This is a genomic window from Clostridium estertheticum subsp. estertheticum (assembly GCF_001877035.1).
Taxonomy (GTDB): Bacteria; Bacillota; Clostridia; order Clostridiales; family Clostridiaceae; genus Clostridium_AD; species Clostridium_AD estertheticum.
On sequence record NZ_CP015756.1, the window covers coordinates 1,866,130 to 1,888,958 of the forward strand.

The window sequence follows — 22,829 nt, forward strand, 5'->3', positions numbered from 1 at the left end:
AAAATATGAATACAAAGTTATTAGATAAAATTTTAGATATAATAGTATTTTTGTTTATAAGTATTGTAGTTTTACTATGCCTAGTGCCATTAATTCATGTTGCAGCAGTATCATTTAGTAGCTCTCAGGCTGTTGTAGCGCAAAAAGTTACGCTTTTGCCAGTAGATTTTACTATGGAGTCATACAAGCAAATTTTCAATGATAAATCAATGATTACATCACTTTTCTTTACCATAAAAATGACGGTGATATATACTGTATTAAGTATGGTACTCACCATATGTGCAGCATATCCATTGACAAAAAGCTCTTTGAAGGGCAGAGATTTTTTCTTTTTATTAATTATAATCACAATGTATTTTTCAGGTGGTATAATACCAGATTATATTCTTGTTAAGGATTTAAGTTTGTTAAATAGCATGTGGGGGCTTATTCTCCCAGGAGCAATAAGTGTATTTAATCTCATAATACTTAAAACCTTTTTTCAGAACTCAATACCTAATAGTCTTGAGGAATCAGCAAAGCTAGATGGATGTACAGAGATAGGCATACTTTTTAAGATTGTACTTCCACTTTCAATGCCAATAATTGCAACCTTAAGCTTATTTTATGCTGTGGGTAGATGGAATGGATTTCAAGATGCACTTTTCTATATAACAAAGCCAGAATTATACCCACTTCAATTAAAGCTTTATCAATTAGTAAGTGCTACTTCTTCAAATGGAGCCCTTGCGGCAGAGGGAGTTGGAGCAGCGGTGCAACTAGCACCAGATGTTTTAAAAGCTTCTGTAGTAATGTTTGCAACAGTTCCTATATTACTAATATATCCGTGGCTTCAAAGGTACTTTGTATCAGGTGTAATGATTGGTGCTGTAAAAGAATGATAGTTTACTGCTAAAATAATATGCAGTCTCTATATAGTTTCAAATTTTAGATTATAAGGGGGAGAATTAAAAATGAACAAAAAACTTCTGAAAATCGTCAGTGTGGCTATGCTAACGACTGTTATTGTAAGTAGCCTTGCGGGGTGTGGCTCATCAAAAGAATCAGCAGATTCAACAAGTGATTCTTCAGTTGCCGTGGATGCACCTTATAAAAAGCAAGTGGAAATTAAAATTCCAATATATGATAGAGGTATCCAAGGTCAAGCGGCTGTAGATAACAATCATTGGACTAAATACGTTAATGATACCTTTGGGAAGAAATATAACGTAAAAGTTACTTATGTTACAATCCCAAGGACTACGGATGTAGACAAGTTTAATATGCTTCTTGCATCCGGTGATGCTCCAGATATAATTTTTAGTTATGACTATACAACGGCGTCAAGTTTTTACACAAGGGGTGCTTTCCAAGAAGTAACTAAAGCTGAACTTGATAAATATGCACCAAATCTCGAAAAAACACTTGGAGCAGATGTTTTGAAATATGGAGTGTTTGATGGTAAGCAAATGTTAATACCAGCTAAAAGGCCACTTGTAGGTGGCATATCTAGTGTTATAAGACAAGATTGGCTAGATAAATTGGGTATGAAAGTTCCTACAAATAGAGATGAGTACTATGCAGTTCTTAAAGCATTTAAAGAAAAAGATCCTGGTAAAGTAGGATCTAATAATGTTATACCACAGGGATTATCGAGTATGTCTGCTGCTGGTTCTGGAAATATAAATTATGCATTTAGACCAGCTAATGTTTCGGCTGAAGAATTTGCAATGTATTCTGATGTAGTTATTCCATCGTTATCATGGAAGCCAACAGAGGATACATTAAAATGGGACAATAAACTTTTTAATGAAGGGCTTATAAGTCCTGAGTTTGTACTAGATAAAGATGGTACAAAATTGCAAGCAGATATAAGTAATGGTAAGGTTGGAGTATTTCTTATGCCTTTAAAAACTCCTCCAGTTTTACAAACACTTGTAAAAAATGTACCTACAGCAAAATTTACTGTACTTCCTGCAAGTGCACTTTTACCAGCTGGTCAAGCACCACAAGGTTTCGCATACGCACCATATGGTATGCTTAGTGGTATAAATAAAAAGTGTGAGCATCCTGATGCAGTCCTAAAATACATGGATTGGATGAGTAAAAGCGAAAATTTATTTGTACTTCAAAATGGTGTGGCAGGTAAAAACTATAATTTAAAGGGTGGACTTCCAGTAGAAGTAGCTAATTATGCTGGAGAGGATAAACTTAATTTTAGCTCTAACAAGGATATGTGGGCTCTTGTTACTGAACAAAAGGAATTTGGTAGTTTAGATAAAAATTTAAAGATGGATGCAATTGCTAAAGGAGCACCTGGCTTTGAAAAATTGTATATCGATGGTTATAAAGAAACATTAATAGGTGCGAAATCAAACTTTATGTTTAATAAACCTGTAACTTCTTTAACAAAAAATTCAAAAACACTTGGAAGTAAGTGGGAAGAAGCTTCTGCCAAAATAGTTATGGGTAAAGTAAGTGAATTCGATGCTTTATATGCAAAATATAGTAAAGATTATTTAACAAGTGGATACCAAGAAATTATTAATGAAAGAAAATCAATATACGAAGGGATGAAAAAGTAAAATAATAAAAATATAGACCTGTGATAAAGTAATTTGTTACAGGGCTATATTTATAATATAGTGTAATTCAAAAAATTCACAAGGGATATATGAAGAAAGGAAGTAATTTTAATGAAGAGATTAGAATATGATGAAGAAAAAATAAAAGAACTTATAGACAAGGTTGTAAAAAGAACCATGAGAATGGACTTTACTTGGGATTGGCCTTGTGGAGTTGCCTTTTATGGTATATGTAAGGCTTGGGAGGTCACTAAAAATCAAGAATATATCGATTATCTTGTCAAATGGGTAGATGAATATATTGAAATAGGACTGCCTGAATTTACGGTTAATGTAGTTGCTATGGGACACACTTTAATAACTTTGTTTGAGGCTACAGGGGATCAGAAATATATGGATTTGGCTATAGAAAAGGCTGAATATTTAAGAAAGGATGCAACTAGGTTTGGGGAAGGGGTTTTTCAACATACAGTTTCGCCAGGCAATGATTTTCCAGAGCAAGCCTGGGCAGATACTTTGTTTATGGCAGCATATTTTCTTCTTAGAATGGGTAAAAAGTTAGATAATAAAGAATATGTTGAGGATGCCTTAAATCAATACTATTGGCATGAAGAATTTTTACAAGATAATAAAACTGATCTATTTTTTCATGGATGGGATAATATTAACCAAAGCCATATGTCAGGAATTCATTGGGCACGTGCAAATGCTTGGGCAGCATATACTATGGCAGAAGCAACCACACTTATAAATTATTTGTATCCGGCTTTTATGGGCATAAGTGGTTCGTTAAGAGATCAACTAAGTGCTTTAGTTAGGTTACAGTCAGAAGAAGGTTTATGGAACACAATATTAGATGATGAAAGTTCATATTTAGAAACTTCAGCTTCTGCTGGAATTGCTGCAAGTCTTGTAATTGTTGGGCATCCTCTTCAAAGAAAGTATGTTCAAAAGGCGTTAGAGGGAATAATGTATAATATTTCAGAAGATGGATCAGTTATGAATGTTTCTGCAGGTACTGCAGTAATGATAGATACACAGGGTTATAAGAAAGTTCCTAAAAAGAGGGTTCAAGGCTGGGGACAGGGGTTAACTTTGGCTTTTCTTGCAGCAATCTTGAAGTATGAACAATAATCTAGAGGGCGTGATAGTATGAGTGAAAAAATATTAAATAATGGTGGATTTACATTGCCAGGAGAAGCTGGTTTTGAAGATTTAACTTTGAAGCTGGCAGAAAAATGGGGAGCAGATGTAATTAGGGATAGTGATGGAACTCAATTATCAGATAAAATAATAACTTCGGGTTATGATATTTATTCCACCATTTGTTTAGTTCGCGGTTCCAATGAGTGGGCTAAATTAAATATGGATAAACTTCAACAATGTTATCTAAGGAGTTATCCACTAATTGCTAAGGGTGATACGGTTAAGATAGATATTTTACAAGGTTTTTTTAAAGAACAATTTTTGATAAATATTAAAGATAACCCAAAAGAGTTTTGGCAAGTTTTTGATAGAACTACTGGATTGGAAATAGAAATTTCTAATTGGGAGTTAGACATAAACACGGGAACAGTTTTGGTGAGAAACACAAAAAAATGGCATAAATACACGGTCAATTTTCTTGTGTATAGAATTTGGGAAGAAATATCCGCATACAACCATATAACAAATAGTTGGGGGAATAGGGAGCATGAATTACCTATAGAGCCTATGTACAAAGAGACTCAAGATCATATTCTTAAATATTTAGATCAATGGCTTATAGATCATAAGCATACAAAAGTAGTACGATTCACATCTATGTTTTATAATTTTTGGTGGCTATGGGGCAGTGATCCTAATTTGAAGTTTATCGTAAATGATTGGGGCGCCTATGATTTCACAGTAAATCCTTTATCTATGAAACTCTTTGAAAAAGAAAAAGGTTATAAAATGACTTCAGAGGATTTTGTAAATAAAGGTTTATACAATAACTCATATTTACCACCTTCTGAAAAATATAGAGATTGGATGGATTTTATAAATAAATTCGTGATTGAGTTTGGTAAAAAGTGTATTGATTTAGTTCATAAACATGGAAAAAAAGCCTATGTATTTTATAATGACCATTGGATAGGAATGGAACCTACCTTAGATAGTTTTAAAGAGTTTGGCTTCGATGGAATAATTGATGGCGTGTTTAGTGGATTTGAAACAAGAAAAGTTTCAGGAACTAAAGGTGTTGAAATAAGAGAATTAAGACTTCACCCCTATTTCTTTCCAACAGGAGTAAATGGAGTTGGAACTTTTATAGAAGGAGGAGACCCATCGCTAGAATGTAAAACTTATTGGTTAGATATAAGGAGAGCTCTGCTTCGTGATTGCGTAGATAGAATTGGTTTTGGTGGATACCTGCATTTAGTTGATGATCATCCTGCATTTGTTGATTATGTTCAAGAATTAGCAGAAGAGTTTAGGGAAATTAGGGAATTGCATAAAGAGGGCAAACCTTATTCTTCTAAATTTAAGGTAGCTATTTTATCTGCTTGGGGAAATATGCGGGCGTGGGGTTGTCGTGGTCACTTTAATCATGGAAATTATTATAATGAAATTATGGAATCTATCTCAGGATTGCCTGTAGAAGTAGAGTTTATTAGCTTTAAAGATATTATTGATAAAGGTATTTCCGGTGATATTAAAGTAATAATTAATGCTGGACAACTTGATGATGCTTGGAGTGGTGGTTGGAACTGGAGTAATGAGAAAGTTATTGAAATCCTTACAGAGTGGGTTTCAAAGGGAGGTGGTCTTATTGGTGTTGGAGAACCTTCTGCGGTAAAATATAGTGGTCAATACTTTCAAATGTGCCATGTATTTGGTGTGGAGAGAGAAGTCGGTTTAACGGTATGTTTTGATAAATATGTATATAAAAAGGTTGAAGAAACTCACTTTATTCTTAAGGATATTCAGGGAAAATTAGATTTTGGGAAAGAAATTGATAATATATATGTAATAGACAAAAATATACAGGTTATTGAAGATAAAAATCAATCAATTCAAATAGCTACAAATACTTTTGGAAAAGGTAGGAGTGTATATTTCTCTGGGCATAAGTATACCCCTGAAAATATAAGAATATTATTAAGAGCAATATACTGGGCAGCTGATGAAGAGGAAAAAATTGGATTCTGGATTTGTAGCAACGTAAATACAGAATGTGCTTACTATCCTAAAATCAATAAATTAGCAGTTATTAATATTACGGGTAAAGCTGAAGAAACCACAGTGTATGATTGTAAGGGGAATGAAATTGCGGTTTCTTTAAAACCGTATGGAATAAAAATAATAGATTTAGGATAATAACTAGGCGTCTTTAAAGAGACGCCTAAATGTTAAAAGAGGAGTGAAAAACCGTGTTTTTTAAAAAGTTTATATTCGGCGCAGCTTCAGAATTTGAAGGCTTTATAAATATATTTAAGGATACCTTATATGCTGAGGAAACTGGTTATGGTTTTGTTACTGAAAAGCTAAAAGAAAAAAATGAATTGCTTCAGATTCCAGAGATCGGAAGTGCCTTTGACATTGATCCTGAGTTAACTAGGCAAAATATTACTAATATTATTATGGAGCAAAATGGACAACTAAATGACTTAATTAGCGGCTTTTGTTCTAGCGATAAGCCTGATGTACCACTATGCTTTAAAGTGAAAGTTCCTCATAGTGGAAATTATAATATAAAATTAGTTATGGGAAATAATAATTCAGATATGATTATATCAGTCTTTTCTCAAAGAAGAAGATGTGTTTTTAAAAATGTAATAGTTAAAGCTGGAGAACTTCTAGAACATAATTTTACGGCTAATGTTTGTGACATAATACCAAGAGGAAAAACTGAAATTTATCGGGATGATAGTATTGATATCACTATAATTGGCCAGAATGCATGCATGAATTTAGTAACTCTTGAGGAAGCTCCTCAGACACCAACAATCTATGTTGCAGGAGATTCCACTTTAACGGATCAAGGGACAATTTATCCCTATAATCCTTTAACTAGTTATTGTGGGTGGGCCCAAATTTTACCCCTTTTTTTGAGTCAAGGTATTGCTGTATCAAATCATTCTCATTCAGGGCTTACTACAGAAAGCTTTAGACGGGAAGGCCACTTAAGTATTGTAGAGAATAATATAAAACCAAAGGATTTATTTATTATGCAATTTGGCCATAATGATCAAAAGGACAAAACTTTGGATGCTTTTGGTGGATATGCTAATAATTTAAGACGATATATAGATGAGGTAAGAGAAAAAGGTGCTTGCCCAGTTATTGTAACTCCAGTTAGTAGAAATATTTGGAATGGTATAGATTGTGGGTTTAATGATATGTTTAAAGATTATGCTGATGCCTGCATTTTAGTTGCAAAGGAAAAAGGAGTGCCGTTAATAGACTTACATGAAAGAAGCGTTGACTTTATTTTAAAGCATGGTCAAAAAAACTCTTCTAAATACTTTGTTCCTAAGGATTATACACATAACAATGATTTTGGAGCTTTTGAAATGGCTAAATTAGTAGTTGAAGAGATTAAAAAAGTTAATATAAAACCTTTAGTTAAATACTTAATTGATATACCAGAAGATAAAATACAAATAGAACAATTGAAAAGTTGGGTAGAGCCTAGCGATAAAGAGATTAAAGCTGATGTTAAGCAGTGGACAAAGGCAAATAGTTGGGCAGAGGAAATTGATGTTAACAACTATATTGATATATTTATAGCGAAGAAAAATAGTTCTAAGGTTGAACTTTTAGATATGATACTTAAAGATTTAAAATATCCACCTACCAATGTTTATAATGATATATTTGAAGATGTATTTGGAGATGAGTGGTACGCAGGAATAGTTCAAGCTGCTTGTAATTATGGCCTAATTACTAATGAAAATAAAAACTTAGGTCCTAAAGAACAAATTTCCATTGAAGAAGTTAAGGTTATAGCCAAAAGAGCATATAAACTAAAAACTAGAACGTGTGTATAATAAAATATAGAGATAAGCTAACACTTATTCATATTTATTAGATAACAGAAAATATAAAAAGAAAGGGATATATCTCATTTGATATATCTTTTTCTTTTTTGTTTTTTTATATACTTACAGTTAAGAAACAAAGTATATTTATATTATTTTATGAAAGCGATAGAATTTAGATTTAGTAATAATATGAATAATGAAGAATTTATCATAATAAATTGCATAAAACACTATGATATAGCAAAAAAATTTAAAAAAGTGAATAAATAGCTATTGCATCTTGCAATATTTTTTAGTATTATAAATACTATGAATTATATTTATGTAAAGCAAATATAAAGGGGGAAAAAAATGAAGAAAATGATATTAAAAGTATTGATTATAGCGACAGTTACAATGGGGCTCGCTGGGTGCGGGAGTACTAGTACATCTCAAAATAAGGATTCGAATAAAAAGTTTACTAAAACATATGTTATTTCAACTGATGCAACATATGCTCCTTTCGAGTATGAAAAGGATAGTAAGTACATCGGGATAGATATTGATTTGTTAGCTTCTATTGCAAAATTAGAAGGGTTTAAATATGAATTAAAAGCTATGGATTTTAAGGGAATAATTCCAGCTCTCCAAGCAAATCAGGTTGATGGTGCAATCGCAGGCATGGGAATTACAGATGTGCGAAAAAAAGTTTTAGATATGTCAGAGGGCTACTTTGAATCGGGACTTTCAGCAGTTGGGAAAAAGGGGAATGATAAAATAAAATCTGAAGCGGATTTCAAAGGTAAGATTTTTGCTGTTAAAAAAGGAACACTTGGAGCAACATATGCTGAAGGTAATAAAGATAAATTAGGAGCAACAGTTAAGTATTTTAATGATACAGCTTCTATGATGCAGGAAGTTAAGAATGGTAATGCAGATGTTACTTTTGAAGATTACCCTGTAATTGCATATATGATTTCAGTTGATCCAAATTCAGGTTTAAAAATTATTGGTAATAAGTTAACAACACAAAATTATGCCTTCGCAGTTAAAAAAGGAAGCAATACAGAATTAATAACTGCTTTTAATGATGGATTAAAAAAATTAAAAGCGAATGGCGAATATGACAAAATAGTACAAAAATACATTAAAAAATAAAGTGAATTTGTATACTTCAAAGGGAGTACAAATCTCCTTTTGAAGTTATTATAACAATGTATGATGATTCAATACCACAAAGGAGGTAAAACAAATGGACATATTAACATTATTTAAACAAAGTCTACCTGCACTTTTATCGGGATTTTATGTGACATTGCAAATAACAATAATATCATTAGTAATAGCAACTATTCTTGGCTTAAGTTTTGGAATGCTCGCAATAAGCAGAAATAAAGTACTAAAATTTGTGGCTACTGCCTATGTTGATATATTTAGAGGAACGCCACTTATAGTACAGGCCTTCTTTATTTATTTTGGTCTTCCAGCTGGTCTTGATATAAAGATACCAGCCTTTGTTGCAGGAGTACTTTGTATCAGTTTAAATGCTGGTGCCTATATGGTAGAAATTTTTAGAGCGGGAATTATGGCTGTAGATAAAGGTCAAATGGAGGCAGCTAGAAGTTTAGGATTACCTTATGGGAAAACTATGAAACTAGTCATATTGCCACAGGCCGTAAGGAATATGATCCCAGCAATTATTAATCAGTTTATTATTTCTTTAAAGGATACTTCTCTTTTATCTGTAATTGGAATTAGAGAACTTACCCAGAGTGGTGAAATAATTATCGCAGCTAATTTTCGTTCTCTTGAAACGTGGAGTTTCGTTGCAATATTTTACTTTGTTGTAATTATGGCACTAACCTATGCAGCTAGGTCTGTGGAAAGGAGACTTAAAATATGATTCAAGTTAAAGGGCTAAAAAAAGTATATAATGATTTAGAGGTTTTAAAAGGTATAGATTTTAATATAAGAAAAGGTGAGGTTGTTTGCTTAATAGGACCTTCAGGATCTGGCAAAAGTACAGTGCTTAGATGTCTTAATAGACTTGAAGAAATAGATGGAGGAACCGTTTTAGTTGATGGTGAAGATGTTGCTCATAATAAATTGGATGTAAATATTCTTAGACAAAAATTAGGAATGGTATTTCAATCTTTTAATTTATTTCCTCACCTTACAGTAATTCAAAATATTACTTTAGCACCAATTAATTTAAAAAAATCATCTAAGCCCGAAGCAATAAAAAGGGCATTGGAGCTCCTAGAAAAAGTAGGTTTAAGTGAAAAGGCTGATGTTTATCCAGATAAACTCTCAGGAGGACAAAAGCAAAGGGTCGCTATAGCTCGCGCACTAGCTATGGGACCGGAAATAATGTTATTTGATGAGCCTACATCTGCGCTTGATCCTGAGATGGTTGGAGAAGTGCTTCAGGTTATGAAGGACCTAGCAATTGAAGGTATGACTATGATTGTAGTAACTCATGAAATGGGATTCGCAAGAGAGGTAGCTAATAGAGTATTGTTCATGTCAGATGGATATTTAGTCGAAGAAGGAAAGCCGGAAGATATTTTCGATAATCCTAAAAATGTAAGAACTAAAGAGTTTTTAAGTAAGGTACTATAATTAAAAAGCTGATTTTAGTATATTTAAATATAGGTACAGAATATAAACAGGTCATATACTCTAATCTACAGAGCATATGACCTGTTTATAACTTAAATTAAATATGGTACTTGACTCATGATATAATTGAATTTGTCTAATATCATAACCAAATCATTTTCAACTATAAATTTCTTCTAATACGTTTTTTACAGCACCTAATGAATCAAAAATAAGTGAAGGTTGTATTTCAGATTTAAGTAAATCTTCTAGTTTTGCTTCACCCGATAAAACAAGGATAGTTACAGAAGCATTATCTTTACCAATAGCTATATCTGTATAAAGTCTATCTCCTACAAATGCGATTTCTTCTTCGTGAAATCCAGTATCTTTAAGAACATATTTTAGTGTATGATGGGTCGGTTTACCAAAGTATTCTGGAACCACCCCAGTAGATGCTGTAATCATAGAACATATTGATCCACAGTCGGGTATAAACCCATCTTCAGTTGGACAATTAAAATCAGGATTTACACCTAAAAAGAGAGCTCCGTTTCTTATGAATTCACAAGCCTTTGATACATTTTCATATACGAGTGAGGTATCAAAACCTACGACAACAACATCTGCGTCTTCGGTAACTACATTAATGTTTGCAGCCCTAAAATCTTCTTTTAAATAATCAGTACCTAAAACAAATACTTTTTTTTCTGGAATATTTTCTTTTATATAATTAATAATTACATTATTAGAAATAAGCATTTTATCATCACTCAAATTATAGCCCATTTTTTTAATTCTCTTTATATAAACTTGTGCATTTTTAGAGGAGTTATTTGTAAAAAATTTAAATTTGATATTGTTTTTTTCTAGTTCCTCCAAAAAATTGATAGAACCTTCGAGTATTTTATCCCCTAAATAAACAGTTCCATCAAGATCAAGAATAAAACATTTTACTCTTTTTAAAACATCTTTTGAACTCTCTTTTGAATCAATAGTTCTACCTAACATGTCTTAGTATCTCCTTTCAAATATAATGTTAAAGTAGTCTCTAACTTATTTATAATAAATATTTGTTATATAATCTGAAGCTTCGTCAAGTTTGCCAACATCTTCAAGAAGTTGCATAATACCATATCTATTACGCATATCTTTAGCAGCAATAAAACTTTTTCTGAAAAGTTCTTTACTAAGTCCTAATTCTTTAGGATCCCAAACTGCACCTGCTTTTTTCAAAGTCTTAATTATTTCCGTAGGTTCTGGTACGCAAGACTCACATACTTTCTTTATATCATCCCAATTGGATCTTATTTTTTCCATACTAGTTTTTCTTTCTTCTTCATTAAAATTAATACTACCTTGCTTAAATTCAATAATGTTTGGTGCACTTATAGTAAATACATCCATTATATTTTGTTTCCAGGTGTTTTTATCAAGATGTACATAGTCACCTTTTTTAAAAATTTCATCAATATCTAAATCCTTTGCAAATTTAAATGCATAAGCTACAACTCCTACACCTACACCTACTGTATTACCATGGAGCCATTTTGTATTATCACCATTATTCATAAACATCATTTCATAACAATGTGATAAATAGTGCTCTCCACCAGATGCGGGTCTTGATGCTCCTACCATTCCAATAGCAATCCCGGATAAAATCAATGCCTCAGTTATGTTTTGTACAGTGCTTGCATCTCTACTTGTTACACCAGCTGCAGCTTCTTCACACTTTTTTAAAGTACTAAGGACTAATTTTTCAACTTCAGGGCAAAAGTATTCTTTGTTTATAATCTTTGCAACATGCCAATCTGCAAGAGCAGTATATTTACCTAAGATATCTCCGAGGCCAGCTTGAAGCATAAGCATAGGGGCCTCTTTCATAATATCAATGTCACAAACAATTGCCAGTGGGTATACTCCATCATAAGTAACTTTTACACCATCACATATTAGTGGAGATACTACCGAGGCATAACCATCCATTGATGGTGCTGTTCCCACTATGACATAGGGAATACCAAGCTTGCATCCCAAAAACCTTGAAATATCATTGATTGTCCCAGATCCTACTGCAATAACAAGGTCTGTTTCTACTGGTATTTCGAGAACTAATCTTCCAAGAGTTAATTCATTTGGATGTAAATGTTTCTCATTAAATATATATTTACTAACTTTAAATTTTTCCTTTAATAATTCTTCTACTTTTTTTCCTGCGACTTCATAAGTATGAGTGTCTTCTATAATAAACACTTGCATGCCTTCATAATTTTTGATTACAGTTGGTAAATTATTTATAACACCACTTCCAACTTTTATAGTTTCTATCCCTACACTATGGTTCTTACCACATGAACACATGTAATTAAGACCAGTCATCTCTTCTATACTTAGAGTTACTAAATTTTCCATATATTTCTCCTCCTTGAAATTAATTTGATTATTTATTTTTTTATATTTTCTCAGTCTCGAAAGCCTTCCATGGAATATCAACTGCAGCCGCACCAGAATTTATTATATTATCAACATGCATTAATAGTGGGAAATCACTAAGTTTCACAATTCCTCTTTTAGCAAGTACGCGGACACCACGTGCAGTGCGAGTAGCAATAACTATTGATTCAAGGGTGACCCCTTTTAATTGCTTAATAGATTCTTCAATTGAGAGCCCTTGTCCAAGTAGAGTTCCGACTTTACGGGTACGTCCGCCAAATACGGTTACATAAAGGTCACCAGCAGATAAAATAATATTTTCTTCACCACCACCAACTATCTCAAGTAGATGTTTCATTTCCTTTACGCTTTGCCCGAAAAGCCCAGCTTGTGAATTATAATGCTCGTGGCCTAAACCGTCTGCTCCAATAGTGAGTCCAATAGCTAGCGATACACCAAGTGCATAAGCGTTTTTGAGGGCTACTGCACATTCAACGCCTACAACATCTGTAGATAGGCTGATATGGTAGTATGGAGATTCAAACAAACTTTTAAGCGTTCTAAGGATATCTATGTCATAACCACAAAATGTAACAACTGAATTATCTTTGTCAGCTAGTTCATAACTAGTACATGGACCACCTATAGCATTAATAGAAAGTTTCTTATTCAAAATAAGCTTGCTTTGAAAGTATTGTGGATAAGTAATCATACTGCCGTCTTCTAGATCAATCATTCCTTTTGTTATTGAAAGAAGGGGAATGTTTTCAGGGATTATAGGCAATATATTGTCTGAAAACCAGTCAACACCAAAACTACTAACTCCACAAATTACAACGTCTGCACCATCTAGTGCCTTATTTACATCTTCAATTTGATAGTATTCAATACCTGTACTGGGTAATTGACGTTTTAATAAAGTATGAAAACCTGTAGTTTTTGCTGTTTCAATAACATCTCTATCTAGTGGTGTACCAACTACTCTTACTTTATTACCATTTTGCGTTGCAGGAAAAGACAAAGCACATGCCATCTGTCCAGCCCCAACAATTGTTATAATTTTCATAATATTACCTCCCGATTATTTAATAATGAACTTAATTTTTTTATATTTAAATGCTAAAGAGTGCTGCTTAGCACTCTTTAATTTTAGAAAATCTTATCTAATTAGAATATAAATCCACCTGTAAATACTTGGAATACTTTGACTATTATCCAATTTAAGAAATTACCTCCTAAATCTAAACTTGAAATCATAGTAGTTCCTTTTGGCATTGCGAACTGAGCCATTTTAGCAATCTCAGTATGGAAACCAGCAATATTTGTTGCCATTAGCAAAGCAAGAGCCATTACTATGGTACCAGCTAGGACTGAATGAATAATATTACCCTTTGTGGAACCAACTATAAATGCAACATAGAAACATATAGTAGTTAAATCTCCAAAAGGTAGAACATTATTTCCTGGTAATATAACAGCCAAGAATAATGTAATAGGAACTAATACAAGTGCAGTTGCTATTACAGCAGGATGTCCAACCGCAACAGCTGCATCAAGTCCTATTGTTAACTTTCTATCCTTACCAAAGTTTGTTTTCTGTAGAAATTCCCTAACTCCTTCTGAGATTGGAATTAAACCTTCCATTAATATTTTAACCATACGAGGCATTAAGAACATAACACCTGCCATAATTATTCCCAATTGTACACATTTACCGATATCATATCCAGCTAGAAATCCAATAATTGCACCAAGAACTAAACCCATCATCATTGGTTCGCCAAATACACCAAACCTCTTTTGGATAGATTCTGGATCTGCCTTCAAATTTTTTATTCCAGGAATAATTCCTACTACTTTCGCTATTGGAATACCTATAAGACCACATGCTGCAGCTGAGCCTGTTGGTAGTGATACTCCTTCAAGTTCGAAAAAATTTTCAACCATAGGTGATGTCCAATCAGCAATTTTAAGAACTGCAATTTCATATATAATTGCGGCGAGAATTGCAAGACCCCAATTTCCGTTAGTTAATACAAGCACTGTGGCACCTGCTGCTGTAAAATGCCAGTAATTCCATATATCTATATCAACTACATTAGTAAATTTCATAAATAATAATATAACGTTTACAAGCATTGCAATTGGTATCATAATCGCAGCTATTGGAGAAGCCCAACTAATTGCAGCCGCTGCTGGCCAACCAACATCCAGAACGCTTAGATGTAATCCATATCTTGTTACCATCATATGTGTAGCCTCACCTAAATTACTGGTAAGCAGTCCAATTACTAAATTTATTCCTACAAAACCAATTCCGATTATAACACCAGATCTGAACGATTTCTTAAATCCTAATTTAAAACAACAACCCATAATTGTAATTGTAAGTGGTAATATTACAGTTGGTCCCAGATTTATAATGTATTGAACGACCTTTAATAACATGTATTTTCCCCCTTTATTTTTGAATATTATAACTTACACTATGGTTTATCCTTTTAATGCATCAATAATTGCTTGATCAATTTTTTGTGGATTTATATTAGTTAAATAGTTTATTGCCTTAATTACAGGGATTGTATATGTTCTTGAAGCAATTGTTGTTGTAACTAGTAGATCTGCATCAGCCTCGTAACCTGGAACCTCAGATATCTTACATTGAATTACTCTTGCGTTAAGATTGTTAGCTGCTATTAAATCCTCCACCTTTTTACAAACAACTGTTGAAGTTGCTATTCCTGTACCGCATGCTACCAATATTAGTTTTTGACTATTCATTTTTATTTCCTCCCTTAAATTAATTTAATTTAATTTGTTATACAATTGAATTTCGTTAATATATCATACAATTCGATACTATCTGTTGCTTCGCTCAAACTCTTCAAAACATCTTCATTTTGAATTAAAAACATTAATTGCTGAAGCATACTTATCTGACTGTGAGGTTCTTTTAGAATCATACAAAATACAACGTTTACATTAACCTCGCCATCTCCATCCATATTGGTGAATGTTACTGGGTTCTTTAATGTTGCAATTGCTATTGCAGGTTTAAGTACATGAATTGCATCAGTATGTGGTATTGCAACATTGTATTTCCCTAGGGTTAAACCTGTAGGAAATTTACTTTCCCTTGCAACTAGACCATCATAAAAGGAATCCTTTACATAGTTAGCCTTTAATAACATTTTGGACAAAGCGTAAAAAATATCGTCCGTTGTTTCTGCTTCGAGATTGTTTATTATTAAATCCTTGCTTAAATATTCAGTAATACTTTTTGTCATTACACTTCCTCCTTTTGGGTATAACTTTTAATCTATTTTATTTTGTACTTACTCTTTATACATAATTACTATAGCAATTATCGTGCCATAAGCATGTTGAAAAGGTAATAGTTTATTTAAAAAAAAGATAAAAGCTTGTTTAGCTTTTACCTTTTAATAGATTTTTTATATTAACATTTTATAGTTCTAAAAGTAAATTGGCAATCTCTTTAGCCGAATGTGCTCTATCTATTTTCTCGATTATCTCACCTTTAGAGAGTAAATCAAATAATTTCAAAATTATCTCTTGATCATTTTCTTTGAGTGCTATCATAATTATTAGATCTGTTTCACTATCATTCTCCCAAGTTATGAAATGTTTGAGTTTAAAAATAGCTAATGAAGATTTTTTCACGTTTTCTGGTAACCCGTGAGGTATTGCCACGTTACCTACGATTATTGTTCCTCCCATCATTTCTCTTTTATATATGCTCATAACATAATCTTCATTAACATTACCTCTTACTTTTAGAAGGTTACTCATTTCATCAATTACATCAGCTTTTGAAAATAGGTCATCTCTAATTTGTATTAGTTCTTCATCTATTACAGATAATAATGGACTTACTACCTTTATTCCCATTAAATTTCTTAATACTATTTTAGCATCATCTTTTAAAATATCCTGAAATGAAATGAATGGAATATCTAAAATTTCAGGATTAATAGTTCCGACTATTGCAATTACATTATGATCTTCAGTAATCTTCTTGATTTTATCTTGTGCGCTATCTCTATTCATAATTCCAATTGGAATTATATTTATATTTTCACTTTGGCAATCCATTATATCTTCAAGATATTTTTTTATTTTAAGTGCTGTGCCGACCCCTGTTATGCATACCGTAATTATAGTTTTTAAATACTTTTTAACTCCCTTTACCTGCCTAACATAGGACTTATCTCCGTCTATTGCATCAGCTATTTCATCAAGATCACTTGTTATAAGTGCTCGCCTAACTGCTTCAAGTACCATTACTGTATCTACTCTAGCAATTATCCTTGTAGGTATTCCTGTCTGTTTAGTAATGATCTCACCAAAAGTTACGAGAGATCCCATATCTACGAGTAGCAAACATCCTTTACCTTCATTTACTTTTTTTACTGTTTCTATAGTTTTTTTAAGTAGTATTTGAGGACTTTCATCAAGTGACATTTCGATTCCTATAGCCAGGTTTGTACCTAATAATTTGTTTGATACATCTACCATTCCGCAAGCTACATGACCGTGACTTAGTACAATAATACTAACTCTACTTATTTTTTGATCTATAGCAGAAAAAGTTTTTAAATACATAGCGATAAAACCAATTTCATCTTCAGGTAGTTTTATATCTAAACTATTATTTATCTCTTTAGTAAGTATTTTAGCAACTCTGTATTCATTATGATATTCATTTTTAATATACTCTAATTGAGAATTCATAATTGTTTTTCCTTGTTTTAAACGATCATAAGTAGAATTTAGATGTACTGCCATACAATAATAAAAATTTTCTTTCAAATTATCTATATAACTTTTAGCTATGTTAGTTACATTTTCAACAACCATCAGTATTTTTCCATCAACTATATTTTTTAGTTCTTCTTTAGAGAAAAAAGCATTTGATTCTATATTTTTAGCAAATCTATTTAAATCAAATTTCATTTTATTCCATATAATTTTATTTATTTCATATTTTTTTAGCCCTTGTTTTTCAAGATGGTAATATTTCTTTTGTATATTGGTATATATTTCATCAGGGAATATATACCTATCATCTTTTAGTTTAGGTGTACTTATATTTCCAGGATTAACAACTAAATCATCATTACATATGTCATCTGTTATTGTATTTCTACTTGCAACACTTAATATTCCTAGGGGCACATGATCAGGTAAATCTGTTATTTCAATAACAACGGCTAAATTATTGCCTAGCGAATTCAAAAATCCCTTTGCACATGCTACTTGTATATCACTTCTTAATTGACCTATATTACCTGGGCAATCATATAATAGTAATGACCTGATAACATAAAACTTAATAGTAATTTCTTTTCCAACCCGCTCTGCTTCATGAGAAAAGAAATTTTCAATTAATATATATCTTTCAGTAATTGGCCTATCATTAATCGATGGGAGATTGATGATCATTGGTATTCTTCTTCGAAAAGTTAATAGTAAAGAGGATTCTGGATTCTCAGTCGTTGCCGCAGTTATCATAACATTTGCAGTTCTACTATTTTCTGTCTCACCTAGCCTCCTATATTTACCTTTGTCTAGCAAATGAAATAAAATTTCTTGTCCTTCATTAGGTAATCTATGTACTTCATCTAGAAATAATATACCACCATTAGCCTTTTCTACTATACCAATCTTATCAGTATTTGCACCAGTAAACGCACCTTTTACATATCCAAATAATTGAGATAGAAGTAACTGGGGATTTTCTGCATAATCTGCACAATTGAATACTATGAAAGGTGCATTGTTATTAAAATTAGAGGAATTAATTGCAAATTTATACATAGCTTCGGCAAAAAAACTTTTTCCGACCCCAGAAGGGCCAAGTATTAGAGTATGGAGTCCATGTGGTGGATATAAAATTGCAGCTTCTGCTTGCCTTACTTGATTTCTCAGCGATCCGTGATATCCTATAATTTCTCTTAAATTATTTTTTTTATTTATTTTATATAAATCTTTTCCATCATCTACTTTATTAGTGGTTACATTTTCAACAATCTCTACATTAACATTTTCAACAACATTTTTAGCATTATCTACATTGACTTTTGAAACATTTAAATCAAATTGTTTTCTTATTTGAGTGACAGAGTACCTGGAAATGTCATATCCGATATCTAAAAGCTTTTTACTTAACATATTATCTGATATTAGTTTTTCATTAGTAATAATTTTTTTAATATCATTATGTAAAATTTCATCTCGCCTTTGGTTTGAAGTAAGTATATTATGTTCTTTTCTAAACTGAGTTATATATGCTCTAGTAGTGTTTACTTTCTTTGCAATATCTTTATCAGTTAAGGGTTTCTTTTTATTTTCATTTTCAATTAGTTTAAGTATCATATTTTCAATCACAATTTATACCTCCCATAAACCACTTATATCTATTATATTAATTGTATTCGATTTCTGATATCGTTTCAATATTAAAAAAATTACCAATTTTATGAATTTACCAATTCTATATACTGGGATGGGCTAATACCCTCACGTTTCTTAAAAGCTTTACTAAAGTAAAAAATATCATTGAAACCAACTAATTTTGAGGTTTCAGAAATAGTCAAACCATCCTTAAGCAGAGATTTAGATTTAGTAATTCTTATATTTATTAGGTACTCGATTGTTGATGCACCTATGACCTTGTTAAAAATATTTCCTAAGTAAGAAGGACTTATCTGAGAATAATCTGCAAGTTGCTGAAGAGTAATATTTTCCATATAATTTTCTGCCATGTAGTTAATAATTTTATCTACCCTTTTTAAGTTAGAGTAATTGTATTGGTTGCCATCTTTATATTCCAAAAGGAGTATAAGTATTTCAGAAAATACTGACCTTTCATTGACTCTATTTATATCCTTATTCGATAAAAAGAAACGATTTAGTCGTGAAAATAAATCAAGTAATCTGGAAAAAAGAAATTGATCATCAATCTTCTGAAAAAACGAAAAAGGAAGAGTAGAATCTACAAATTGCCACTGATTATCTTGGTAAATGGGACAGGTATATAAAAAGTCAATTCCGAAACATTTCATAGGATCTTCTGAAAAAGTATGAGCTTTTCTAATATCACCCGGCTTATAAAAAAGTAAATAACCATTTGAGGCTTGTATAGTAGTGTTATTGCATGTGAATTCAGCTTTGCCATCATAAATCAACATTAAATTATAAAAACTCATATGGTCATCAAGCTTCCATGATAAACTGGTAGGTCTATCAACAACATATAGAATTTTAGGGAAAATTTCATACATATGCTTTAATTGATTCAATCTAATCAACCGCCCTTTCAGTTAAATAACAATCATATTTTATAAAAATATTTAAAACAATAAGTCGTAGTTATATATTACCAAAATAGTTATATAATCCATAGTTAATAATATCATTAAATGATATTATAAAGGTGCTTGAACAGTGTAAAATATATTTTATAAGCTGCTGGTAAGAAAGAATATTAAGTTCTGCTCTAATGGTTTGTGCCCCGGACTAATTTCTTTAATATAATACCATATTTTAGTGAAATATGGTATTGTGTTAAGGAAAAGCAAACGTTTACAAAAACTATCTATAATTGACTAAATATATCAAAGGGAGTCAAAGTAGGAGGTGGGAGTCATATGTTTACGGAGTATGACACAGGATAAGGTATGCATTTCAAAGAGAAACAACTAATAAAAAAATTTAGGAGGTATAGTATGGGTAAGTTTAATAAGAAAGTCCTTATGGGATTTTTAGTAATTTCAATGAGTTTTACCAGCTTTTTTTCATTAACCGCAAATGCAGCAGCGACAGACTACTGGCAAAATTATACCGATAGTGGTGGGACAGTAAATGCTATCAATGGATCTGGTGGAAATTATAGTGTTTCATGGAAAAATAGCGGCAATTTTGTTGTTGGTAAAGGCTGGACTAAAGGATCAGCATCTAGAGTGATAAATTACAATGCCGGCACATTTTCGCCGTCCGGAAATGCATATTTGACTCTCTATGGGTGGACGAGAGACTCACTCATAGAATATTATGTTGTTGATAACTGGGGCACTTATAGACCAACTGGAACATATAAGGGCACCGTGAGCAGTGATGGAGGTAAATATGATATATATACGACTACTCGAACCAATGCACCTTCCATTGAGGGCCCTGACCCTCGAACTTTCACACAGTTCTGGAGTGTACGACAGTCAAAGAGGGAGATAGGGAGAAACAATACTATCACTTTTAGCAACCACGTTAATGCATGGAAGAGTAAAGGAATGAATCTGGGAAGTATTTGGTCTTATCAGGTGTTGGCAACAGAGGGATATCAAAGTAGCGGGAGTTCTAACGTAACGGTATATTAGCAATGGATGGATAGCGAGTAGTAGGCGTCATACAAATTATATGATTAGTCTGGCGATGTTTACAAAAAACAAATAAGAAATTTGGAGGTGGAACATAAATGGGCAAGAAAAAATTTTTCTATATAATATTTTTTGCATTATTGATGCTATGTGTACCAAGGATGTCTGTGTATGCTGCTAATAATGCGCTTGCAAAAATCCCAGGGAACTCAAATCCTCTTATGGACCATAAATTGGGAGCGGATCCCTATGCGTTGGTCTATAACGGAAGAGTTTACATTTATATGTCAAGTGATGAGTATGAATATAATAGTGATGGAAGTATTAAAAAGAATACATTTAGTAGCCTAAATAAAATAAAAGTTATATCTTCTGCTGATATGGTTAACTGGACCGATCATGGTTCAATTCCGGTAGCCGGAAGCAATAATGTAAATAATGGCAAAGGCATTGCAAAATGGGCATCACTCTCATGGGCGCCCGCAGCTACACATAAAGTTATAAACGGTAAGGAAAAATTCTTCCTTTATTTTGCAAATGGTGCATCGGGTATTGGTGTGTTAACGTCAGATACTCCAATTGGACCATGGACGGATCCGATTGGGAAAGCTCTGGTAACAAGCAATACATCTGGAATCGCCGGAGTTTCATGGCTTTTTGACCCAGCAGTATTGGTGGATGATGATGGCACTGGTTATCTATATTGTGGTGGAGGTATACCGGACGACAAAAATCAAACGTCAATTGCAAATCCTAAAACAGCTAGAGTTATAAAATTAGGAGCTGATATGATTAGCACTGTTGGAAGTGCATCCACAATTGATGCTCCTTTCATGTTTGAAGACTCGGGAATTCATAAGTATAACGGTAAATATTACTACTCATATTGTATTAATTTCCATGGTACTCAACCGGCAGATAAGCCATCAGGTGATATTGGATACATGATAAGTAATAGTCCTATGGGACCTTTTACTTATGCAGGGCATTTCCTCAAAAATCCATATGCGTTTTTCGGAGTTGGGGGAAATAATCATCATTCAGTTTTTAAGTTTAATAATCAGTGGTATGTAGTGTACCATGCCCAAACTGTCAGCAAGGCTAAAATAGGAAGTGGAGAAGGATACCGTTCTCCACATATCAATAAGATTGAGTATGATACTAATGGTAGAATTAAAGAGGTACTTGGAGATATGAAAGGCATATCTCAGATTGCAAATCTTAATCCATACAATAGAACTGAGGCTGAAACTATCGGGTGGAATTCAGGTATTTTAACTGAGCCATGTAAGGCAATAGGTGGACCAACAAGTAACCAGGATGTAACTAGTATAAACAATGGAGACTGGATTGCTGTAGGAAACGCTGACTTTGGTGCCAAAGGGGCCAAGGCGTTTAAAGCAAATGTATCATCCACTGTTGGAGGCAAAATAGAAATACATCTTGACAGTGCAACTGGTACTCTTATTGGAACTGTAAACGTAAGTTCTACAGGTGGAGAACAAAATTGGAAGACGTTAGAAACTAATGTAAGCAATGCAACTGGTGTCCACCGTGTTTTCTTTGTGTTTACCGGAACAAGCAAAGGTAATTTGTTTAATATTGATTACTGGCAATTTAGTTACAAATAAAAAACAATTAATTAGTAGAACTGGATACAAGGTGGTATTCAGTTCTTTATTATATTATTAAGCACAGCAAGCATTAATTTATAATATTAGGATATATCAAATTTGTATTAGTAAACATCATTGCCTTACTAAAGTTAATATCCTATAATTTTGGATAAAGAAGTAATATGACATGGAATATATTATGTAAGAAAGGATGGAATAAACTAT

18 protein-coding genes are annotated in these 22,829 nt (G+C 32.4%); 10 read left to right on the forward strand and 8 right to left on the reverse strand.

Annotation, left to right across the window (positions count from 1 at the left end; all coding sequences use genetic code 11):
* Positions 1-5: 5 nt before the first annotated feature.
* The 8 genes from A7L45_RS08665 to A7L45_RS08700 all read left to right on the forward strand — a co-directional run bounded on the left by A7L45_RS08665 (position 6) and on the right by A7L45_RS08700 (position 10,177).
* Positions 6-884: a carbohydrate ABC transporter permease gene (locus tag A7L45_RS08665; protein WP_071612408.1), complete on the forward strand. Its 879-nt coding sequence runs from the start codon at positions 6-8 to the stop codon at positions 882-884.
* Between the two features lie 72 nt (positions 885-956).
* Positions 957-2,567 (forward strand): extracellular solute-binding protein, encoded by a 1,611-nt coding sequence (locus A7L45_RS08670; RefSeq protein ID WP_071612409.1) that lies wholly within the window; start codon positions 957-959, stop codon positions 2,565-2,567.
* Between the two features lie 111 nt (positions 2,568-2,678).
* Positions 2,679-3,701, forward strand: coding sequence for a glycoside hydrolase family 88/105 protein (locus A7L45_RS08675; protein WP_071612410.1), 1,023 nt, complete (start codon positions 2,679-2,681; stop codon positions 3,699-3,701).
* Positions 3,702-3,719: 18 nt separating this feature from the next.
* A complete protein-coding gene (gnpA, locus tag A7L45_RS08680) occupies positions 3,720-5,909 on the forward strand; it encodes a 1,3-beta-galactosyl-N-acetylhexosamine phosphorylase (RefSeq protein WP_071612411.1) in 2,190 nt (729 codons plus the stop codon).
* A gap of 53 nt (positions 5,910-5,962) precedes the next feature.
* Positions 5,963-7,582 (forward strand): rhamnogalacturonan acetylesterase, encoded by a 1,620-nt coding sequence (locus tag A7L45_RS08685; RefSeq protein ID WP_071612412.1) that lies wholly within the window; start codon positions 5,963-5,965, stop codon positions 7,580-7,582.
* Positions 7,583-7,927: 345 nt separating this feature from the next.
* A complete protein-coding gene (locus A7L45_RS08690) occupies positions 7,928-8,713 on the forward strand; it encodes a transporter substrate-binding domain-containing protein (protein ID WP_071612413.1) in 786 nt (261 codons plus the stop codon).
* Positions 8,714-8,807: 94 nt separating this feature from the next.
* Positions 8,808-9,458: an amino acid ABC transporter permease gene (locus tag A7L45_RS08695; RefSeq protein ID WP_071612414.1), complete on the forward strand. Its 651-nt coding sequence runs from the start codon at positions 8,808-8,810 to the stop codon at positions 9,456-9,458.
* Positions 9,455-10,177, forward strand: coding sequence for an amino acid ABC transporter ATP-binding protein (locus A7L45_RS08700; protein WP_071612415.1), 723 nt, complete (start codon positions 9,455-9,457; stop codon positions 10,175-10,177). The genes A7L45_RS08695 and A7L45_RS08700 overlap by 4 nt, the downstream gene beginning before the upstream one ends.
* A gap of 159 nt (positions 10,178-10,336) precedes the next feature.
* Here the strand turns inward: A7L45_RS08700 and A7L45_RS22540 are convergent, their stop codons facing one another.
* From A7L45_RS22540 to A7L45_RS08735, 8 genes are all read right to left on the reverse strand, one after another.
* Complete coding sequence (locus A7L45_RS22540) at positions 10,337-11,167, reverse strand: HAD-IIA family hydrolase (RefSeq protein ID WP_084647405.1); 831 nt, start codon at positions 11,165-11,167, stop codon at positions 10,337-10,339.
* A gap of 45 nt (positions 11,168-11,212) precedes the next feature.
* Entirely contained in the window at positions 11,213-12,571 is a 1,359-nt protein-coding gene (locus tag A7L45_RS22545; protein WP_084647406.1) for a sn-glycerol-1-phosphate dehydrogenase, read from the reverse strand.
* 40 nt (positions 12,572-12,611) lie between these two features.
* Complete coding sequence (locus A7L45_RS08710; RefSeq protein WP_071612416.1) at positions 12,612-13,658, reverse strand: glycerol-3-phosphate dehydrogenase; 1,047 nt, start codon at positions 13,656-13,658, stop codon at positions 12,612-12,614.
* Positions 13,659-13,759: 101 nt separating this feature from the next.
* Positions 13,760-15,040 carry a PTS galactitol transporter subunit IIC gene (locus A7L45_RS08715; protein WP_071612417.1) on the reverse strand — a complete coding sequence of 427 codons (1,281 nt, stop codon included), beginning with the start codon at positions 15,038-15,040 and terminating at the stop codon, positions 13,760-13,762.
* Positions 15,041-15,085: 45 nt separating this feature from the next.
* Complete coding sequence (locus A7L45_RS08720; RefSeq protein WP_071612418.1) at positions 15,086-15,373, reverse strand: PTS sugar transporter subunit IIB; 288 nt, start codon at positions 15,371-15,373, stop codon at positions 15,086-15,088.
* Positions 15,374-15,402: 29 nt separating this feature from the next.
* Positions 15,403-15,879, reverse strand: coding sequence for a PTS sugar transporter subunit IIA (locus tag A7L45_RS08725; protein ID WP_071612419.1), 477 nt, complete (start codon positions 15,877-15,879; stop codon positions 15,403-15,405).
* A 178-nt stretch (positions 15,880-16,057) separates the two neighbouring features.
* Positions 16,058-19,000, reverse strand: a complete 2,943-nt coding sequence (locus A7L45_RS08730) for a sigma 54-interacting transcriptional regulator (RefSeq protein ID WP_071612420.1) — start codon at positions 18,998-19,000, stop codon at positions 16,058-16,060.
* Positions 19,001-19,089: 89 nt separating this feature from the next.
* Positions 19,090-19,896, reverse strand: a complete 807-nt coding sequence (locus A7L45_RS08735) for a helix-turn-helix domain-containing protein (protein WP_071614920.1) — start codon at positions 19,894-19,896, stop codon at positions 19,090-19,092.
* Between the two features lie 444 nt (positions 19,897-20,340).
* On the opposite strand from A7L45_RS08735, the gene A7L45_RS08740 reads away from it, so the two are divergent.
* Both A7L45_RS08740 and A7L45_RS08745 read left to right on the forward strand, forming a co-directional pair.
* Positions 20,341-20,988: a glycoside hydrolase family 11 protein gene (locus A7L45_RS08740; RefSeq protein WP_071612421.1), complete on the forward strand. Its 648-nt coding sequence runs from the start codon at positions 20,341-20,343 to the stop codon at positions 20,986-20,988.
* Between the two features lie 98 nt (positions 20,989-21,086).
* A complete protein-coding gene (locus A7L45_RS08745; RefSeq protein ID WP_071612422.1) occupies positions 21,087-22,619 on the forward strand; it encodes a glycoside hydrolase family 43 protein in 1,533 nt (510 codons plus the stop codon).
* Positions 22,620-22,829 lie beyond the last annotated feature (210 nt).